The organism is Sphingopyxis sp. (assembly GCF_035565275.1).
Lineage (GTDB): Bacteria > Pseudomonadota > Alphaproteobacteria > Sphingomonadales > Sphingomonadaceae > Sphingopyxis.
The window spans coordinates 44,159-50,891 of record NZ_DATMST010000075.1 but is presented as its reverse complement, the minus strand read 5'-3'; the positions used below and the strand labels follow the sequence as shown (position 1 = coordinate 50,891).

Here is a 6,733-nt window from a genome sequence, read left to right as displayed (position 1 = left end):
GCCGGCGGGGCCGGCGCCGCACCGCGGCCGAAGGCGGGGGCCGGAGCGTCAGCGGAGGATGGCAAGCCAGCGGCTATTTTGCTTCGCGATGCAAAGGGGCCGACGGCCCCGGCGGAAAATAGCCGCTTGCGCCGCCATTGCGGCTCCCGCCCCGCCTGCCGCAGTCGCCCTCTTGCGAAGGCCGGGGCACGGCCCCGACGGGCGTCCGCGATCCGGTTTCATGTCCTCCCTTTCGCTTCCCTTCTCCGGTTCATCTCTGGCCTCAGAGAAAGAACTGACGGTCCGACGGGTGAAGCTGGCGCTCAAGAGACCGGACGAGGCGATCGCGGCCAAGAAGCATAAGATCGGAGTTGAAATCGCCGCGCTCGGGTTCGAGCGAGATGATTTCGATCCCGACCGGATCGGCGCGCTCTGCCAGTGCTGCGGCCGCTCCGGCCCCCGCGGGATCGTCGTCGCGCGCGACGTATAGGCGACGCAAGACGGGCGGAAAGGCGATCGCCGCGAGATGCGCGGCCGACGTTGCGGCAATCAGGGACATGGTCGGCATCGGCTGGCGGAGCGATAGCAGGGTCTCTATCCCCTCGCCCGCTGCCATGACCGGCGATGCCGGCCCGAAGCGGACGCCATGACCGAGAAGCAAGCCCATGGCGCGGCGAGGATAGGTAACCGGCGCCTTGTCGGCGCCCCCCTTATCGAGCCAGGTCCGATGGACGCCGGTGACATGGCCGTCCTCGTCGGTCACTGCCGCGATCATCGCAGGCCATGCGGACCGACCTCCGGGCTCATCGTCCTTCGAGGGACGATAGAAGCAGCGCGGATGAAAGCGCAGCGGATCGCACTCGCGCACGTCGTTAATCGCCCGGGCAGCGAGATAGTCCCGGACCAAAGTGCCGGCTGTCGGTCGACAACTCGCCCAAAGCCGCTGTGCCGCTTCGGGCGACCCTTGCGCCCCTTTTCTGGCTTTCGGTCCCGCAGGCGTCATCTCCGGCATCGGCAGGCTCAGGAAATGCCGCGCTTCATTAAGCGTGTCGCGAAACCCCATGTGTGCACAACTCGCAGCAATGACGTCGAGAAGATCGCCATGGTCTCCGGTCGCGGCATCGGTCCACTTGCCTGCCGCCCCGCCGCCCGCGGCGCGCGTGGCGAGCCGGACATAGAGACTTCGGCCCGGACTATTGCTTATGTCGCCAACCATCCAGTAATTGCCTTCGCGGCGGCCGTTGGAGAGATAGCGGCGGCACACCGCTTCGGCATTGTCGGCAAGTCGGCGCGCGATATCAGCGGCGGAACTGGTCATGCGGGGCTCCTTCAGGCGGCCTTGCATTCGAGGGCTCGCGCGATCGGAAATCGATCGACGAGCGCCAAGAACACTTCGGCGCCAGCAGCCCCTGCCGGCACGTAGAACTTCAATTTTCACGAGACGATCTCCAAAATCAAGCCCCCAGCGCTCTGCCGATAAGAATCAGCGCGGTCCGGCCCAATATCGGTGAGCCCGACTATCATGCTGCGCTCCACCTGATCGCTGACGAGAGGCACCAAAGCGATATCAAGACGACACCAGCGGACGATAAGGCCCGCCCTCGTCCATATCCTCCGCCCAAACTTCCATTTGGAAGTCGTCGAGAGTGACACCGCACTGCTCAAGCATCCAGGCTGCGAGGGCCGGATGGTCGGCAACGGCCTCGGCGAACGCGTCGCCATGGCTGCGGCGATCGAACCACCAGCGATCATCTTCGACAATGGACGGATCGCGTTCGATCACGAGCTTCGACGCATCGATTTCGAGCATGGCGGCGAGCAGTTTCTCGCAGTGGACGACATCCAGCGTCTCGCGAGGACCGTGCTGGCGTTCATAGCCGACCGAGAGGTTTGTGCATTCGGGAATGATCCCGGCATATTCATTGGTGTCGGTATAGACGCCCGTATTGTCGGGCCTGTAACCGAAGTCCCGGTTGAGCCCATTGAGCTCCAGTGCGAGGCTCGATGCGAAGGCGTCGGAGCATGTTCGACCAAAGCTTTGATGGGTGATCACGTCATCCACTCCGGCACGATCGAATGCGATGGCCGCTTCGATGCCGCAAAGCAGGTCCGGGCTGTTCCGCTCGATCCAGCGAGATCCCAGGCAGCCCTGCTCCTCTCCGCGATGGAAAAGATATCGGCCAGGGAGGGCCGCAGCGATCATGTTGATCATGATCCATAATCCGGCCCCGTCGTCGGCGCCCAGCGACATGCCGGCCTTGCCGTCACACAATGACGCGACGCCATTCTCATCGATCCCCGACAGCCTGCTGCCCGCCTTTGGCAGCTACGGTATCGACGTGGCAGCTCCACAGGACGTGGGGCCGGTCACCGACGGTCAGCATTCTATTTCCGAAGGCATCTGAGCGCATGCCGGTAATTCGGTCGAGATATTCGCGGCAGAAGGCGCGTTCGGTGGCGCTGTCATGGGGGCGAGCCCATGAGAGGATTTCTAGCAGGCCCGCTCGGCCCGACAGGTCATAGGTCATGGAATCAAACTCCTGCGAAGAGTGGAAGTGCGGCAGCAGCCAATTGCGGTGCAGGGACGCGTGACGGATGACCGTCGCCCCGAGACACTTCGAGGTTGGCGGAGACGCAATCGTAGCCGGACCGTTCATGCGATGCACAGCAGGGCGCGTTTTGAAGAGGCTGCTCCCCAGGGTGCTGCGCACGCCGGAGCCACTCTGCGCGCGCCCGATCGCCGGCCGCCTGCCATTTGGCGACCTCAGCCGCGATGCCCGCCATATCCTCTTGGAACTGGCGGAAGGTCAGGACATGAGCGTTGAGCAGGAACGCGTCGTCGTCGGCGAATGCCACGGGAAGATGGTCGTCGCAGAGCCATTCGCCATGATACTCGGTAAGGTCGTCGGCATGGTACCAGTCGCCGCTGGCGTCGCATTGTCGGCAGCAGGTCGCGAGCCACCAATCACCACGATCTTCGACATAGACAGCCCCGAAAGCGTCGACATCCTCCTCGAGCACATCATGCTCGTCGCCATCGGCGAACACGGTGATGAAGGTTTCCGCGTCGCTGTATGGGCGCTCATTGTGGGCGCAGAAGACCGTGTGATCGGTGAAGCAGTGATAGCACCACTCCTCCGACGATCCGTCCCTAAAATAGACGATGTCGTGCTCGCTGCCATCTTGCTCGCAGCGCGGGCAGTACCAGATTCTATCGCCTAGGCCGTTGGTGTTTTCCGACGGAATGCTTCCATGTCCGACAATGAGGAATTTGCCGTCATCGGCCAGATCGTCTCCAGCATCGATGTAGGGGACGACGAAACTGTCGCCGTCCACGATACGCCGAATGCGTGCGCCATTCAGGCTGCCTTTGGAGTACCCCGCATTTTCTAGAAGCAGCTTGAGGCGAGATACGTCACCATAGATGCTGGTATAGATTTTGAGCTCAGGCCAGACCACGCTGCGAGCTCGCGCATCCGCCCGCGAGCCGATATAGGCGATGGCGGTATCCGGACCGGCATAAACCCTCGTCGGATGGCAGAAGCTGTCGAACTCGTTCGTCTCATGCGCCATGCAGCTCGACGGTCCGCCGACATAAACATCTTCTATTTCGTCAGCATCTTGCGTGATTTTGAGCGTGTCTTCATCGAGCTGCACCGAGAGCCGCGCGCACCAGCCCTCAATTGCGTTATTGTCGAGGTCTGAGGAGAAAAAGCGGTGAAGATAGCGCCCGGGCGACATAACTAGCTGGCGATCGACCTGCCCCTTGGCCGCATTTTCCGTGAAAGCAATTTTCCCGAGCTGTTCAGTTGAAACGTGGCAAAAATGCTCTTCATGCCTTGCTTGGTACCAGGCCTCTTCGTGCCAGGGCGTCGGCGCATAGGTGCCATCGGCAAATCTTAGCTTTTCTCGAGTGGGCCAATCGACGTCGCCGATGTCGGCACCCGCAAGTGCGATCCGAAGCTGGGCGCCCGGCGAATTTGCAAGCAATTGGCGCCGGGCCGCCTCAGCCTCCTCGAAGGAGGGCCAAAGATATTGCTGATCGCCTGTCGGAGCGAAACGGAAATCGATGGTTATCGGCCGCCACTCGTTTTCCGAGTGGGGGCACAGGATTTGAAACTGGGCCATGGACGTGACTCCGCGCAGCCGCGCGCATCAAGGCGCGGGCTGGTCTGATCTGTGAGATTTCGGAATGGTGCGGCGGCGCGAGATCAGCCCGCCGGCGGCGACCGCTGGATCTTGCGGGGTGGGCTCAATCGCTCGATAGGAGCGTCAGGAGGCGGACGCGGGGTGAAGTTTGATACCGAATGAACCATGGGTTTTCTCCATGGCGAACCGCCACAAGACTCTCTCTTGGCCTCAGGCTCGCCACGAGAATCCCCGTCTTCTCTCACTCTCGGCCTCGCAGCGCGGGGCCGGCGGCGGGGAGGCACGGCTTCTCGCGGCGGGGAAGGGCTGAATGTGATTACGCGGCCAGCGGCAAACCTCGCCACTGGCCGCCGAACTGACAGGCTGCCGCGGGTGTCGCGGCGGGGCACAGATTACTTGAGAAACAGCATTCGCTTTGAATTCAGCTTCCCGCGAAATGCTTCGGCGCGGATCGCCGGCGCGGCAACGAGCTTCGCCCGGCGGTCACGCTGCCTTACGGCGCAGCCGGATCGGAGCGGGCCAAATAAAGCTGTTGCAGGACCCGCACGACCAACCTTTATCGGGCAGTGGCATGGCGCCAAAACGTTCTACGCGATGCCGCGTGTCTGGATCACCGAGCAGTTCCTACACTCAGGTTTCTCTGGAGCATTGAAGTGAATTGGCTCGCCGCTTGCGATCCAAGCGTCGATGAGAGCGCGGTTCGAATACAAAGAGGACGGGCTAGGCTTCCACCATTAGCTGCTGCGCTTCGACACTTTTCCCACACTAGCCGTTTTCGTCGCCCGCCCCACGAGCGAGGCAATAATTTCCCCATGCGCGCATGAGATCGATACGAGCTCCGGGTTTGTCAGCAGTGCCAAGATATGTTGTGCGGCGATAGGCCGCTTGCACGGCATCGGGGGTCTTGTGGGCGAGCGCCGCTTCCACAACAGCATCGGGAAAACCCTCGTTCGCCGCCCAATCGGTGAATGTCGAGCGAAAGCCATGGACATGAAATGGCTCAGCCATGTCACGTAGCACCTTGAGCAGCGTCATATCGGACATCGTCTTCCCACTTGCACCGGGGAAAATCACGTCTGTGTCCGGGAGCCTGAAAGCATGCGCTTTTGCAATCACTTCCAGCGCGGCATCGGACAGCGGCACGATATGCGACTTGCCACGCTTCATATGATCGGCGGGCACAGTCCATAGCCGCGCTTCGATGTCGAGTTCGTCCCAGGTCGCCCGACGCACCTCCTGGCTGCGCGCACCGGTCAGGATGAGTAGTTCCAGCGCAAGCCTGCTGTAGGATGGCTTGCGCTGCAGTGCAGTGATGAAACCGGGCAAAGCCGCATATGGCATAGCCTTGCGATTCTCGGTCTTCTTGAGTTGCCGCGGCAAGCCACGCCCCGCTTTCAGGCTGCTATTACCTGAGGGAGCCTCGCGTGAACGCCAGCCCTTTGCATGCGCATAATCCAGCACGGTGCAGATCCGGTTGCGCACCTGACGGGCGGTGTCGGGTATCTCCTGCCAGATCGGCGTGAGCACGTTTATGATGTCAGCCGCGACAATCGCACCGGTCTGCTCGTCGCCCAGTTTCGGGAAGGCGTAATTCTCAAGGCTGGAAAGCCATTGGCGGGCGTAGATCTCGCTCTTCCATCCCGCCTCGTTCTCGGCGTGATATTGCCTCGCCGCCTCGCGAAACGTCACCTTGGCAGACGCCTCGTCCTTCCGCTCAGCCAATATGTCGCGCCGGTCGACCTTGACCGCCTTGCGAAGCTCTCCGGCCTTCTCGCGGACCTGCGCCAAAGTGAACAACTTCGCGCTGCCCAGCCCGATGTCCTGACGCTTGCCGTCGCGCTGCAGGCGAAGGGTCCAAGACGCCCCTCCCCGCTTGTCGACCTTCAAAAACAAGCCGTCACCATCCTGATAGGTGCCCGGATTCGCAAGAGCGGCCTTAACCGCAACCGCCGTGAGTTTGCCCATGGGAATCTTCCCCCACACTTTCTCCCCACATTCTGGGGAACACGAGTGTGGGGGAAAGACAATCTTCCCCCACACTTCCCCCACACTACGCTCCGGCTGCAGGCAAATTGCCCCGGACGCATGCGGACGATGCGTGGATGATACGCTAGGTTTTCCGGGATTTCTAGGGGGTTCGGCGGACACCCTCGGATGGGAGGATGGTGGACAGGGCTTCCGTTAAATTGAAGCCCATAAATGGCGCTTTCCAGCCGGTTTCCGGAGGGGGTAGAATTACGATACCCCCTAGCCTACCCCCATTTTTATTTTTGCTCCATTTCGGGAATAGAACCGTGGTTCGATTCGGGAAGCGAATTGAGCCAGTCGAGTATCTCCTGTTCGCGCCAGCAGACAACCCCTCCACCCAGGTCTTGCGACTTCGGGAAGGTGCCTGCTTTCATGCGGGCATAGATCGTCGACGAGCTGAGCGGGACCAGTTCGAGCACCTCTTTGAGGCGGATACGGCGCTGCGATGTCATCGCGATGCCCTCCTTGCTGCGGCGCGCTTTTCACGCCGGTACTCCCGGCCGTGATCGTTGAAGCACCTACGGCAGGCGGTGCCAGCGCCATTGCGGACGATCTTGGTGTTGGCGTCAGATCGAGG

The 6,733-nt window shown here is 61.7% G+C and carries 6 protein-coding genes; 1 reads left to right on the top strand and 5 read right to left on the bottom strand.

The window, feature by feature from the left end:
* Positions 1-262: 262 nt before the first annotated feature.
* Positions 263-1,297 (bottom strand): DUF7146 domain-containing protein, encoded by a 1,035-nt coding sequence (locus VN047_RS05865; RefSeq protein WP_062183721.1) that lies wholly within the window; start codon positions 1,295-1,297, stop codon positions 263-265.
* A gap of 249 nt (positions 1,298-1,546) precedes the next feature.
* Positions 1,547-2,191, bottom strand: a complete 645-nt coding sequence (locus VN047_RS05860) for a hypothetical protein (RefSeq protein ID WP_325540993.1) — start codon at positions 2,189-2,191, stop codon at positions 1,547-1,549.
* Between VN047_RS05860 and VN047_RS05855 the strand changes: the two genes are divergently transcribed.
* A complete protein-coding gene (locus VN047_RS05855) occupies positions 2,181-2,384 on the top strand; it encodes a hypothetical protein (protein ID WP_325540991.1) in 204 nt (67 codons plus the stop codon). The genes VN047_RS05860 and VN047_RS05855 overlap by 11 nt on opposite strands.
* A gap of 127 nt (positions 2,385-2,511) precedes the next feature.
* Here the strand turns inward: VN047_RS05855 and VN047_RS05850 are convergent, their stop codons facing one another.
* The 3 genes from VN047_RS05850 to VN047_RS05840 form a co-directional block, all read right to left on the bottom strand.
* The gene (locus tag VN047_RS05850) at positions 2,512-4,107 is read right to left on the bottom strand and encodes a hypothetical protein (RefSeq protein WP_062179236.1); all 1,596 of its coding nucleotides are present in this window, start codon (positions 4,105-4,107) and stop codon (positions 2,512-2,514) included.
* A gap of 786 nt (positions 4,108-4,893) precedes the next feature.
* Complete coding sequence (locus VN047_RS05845) at positions 4,894-6,093, bottom strand: tyrosine-type recombinase/integrase (RefSeq protein WP_325540986.1); 1,200 nt, start codon at positions 6,091-6,093, stop codon at positions 4,894-4,896.
* 299 nt (positions 6,094-6,392) lie between these two features.
* On the bottom strand, positions 6,393-6,608 hold the full coding sequence (locus VN047_RS05840) for a helix-turn-helix transcriptional regulator (protein WP_325540984.1): 216 nt from the start codon (positions 6,606-6,608) through the stop codon (positions 6,393-6,395).
* Positions 6,609-6,733: the final 125 nt, after the last annotated feature.

Coding starts and splice junctions, on each gene's coding strand:
- VN047_RS05850 (WP_062179236.1), bottom strand. CDS start 4,107: ATGGCCCAGTTTCAAATCCTGTGCCCCCACTCGGAAAACGAGTGGCGG.
- VN047_RS05845 (WP_325540986.1), bottom strand. CDS start 6,093: ATGGGCAAACTCACGGCGGTTGCGGTTAAGGCCGCTCTTGCGAATCCG.
- VN047_RS05840 (WP_325540984.1), bottom strand. CDS start 6,608: ATGACATCGCAGCGCCGTATCCGCCTCAAAGAGGTGCTCGAACTGGTC.
- VN047_RS05860 (WP_325540993.1), bottom strand. CDS start 2,191: ATGATCAACATGATCGCTGCGGCCCTCCCTGGCCGATATCTTTTCCAT.
- VN047_RS05855 (WP_325540991.1), top strand. CDS start 2,181: ATGTTGATCATGATCCATAATCCGGCCCCGTCGTCGGCGCCCAGCGAC.
- VN047_RS05865 (WP_062183721.1), bottom strand. CDS start 1,297: ATGACCAGTTCCGCCGCTGATATCGCGCGCCGACTTGCCGACAATGCC.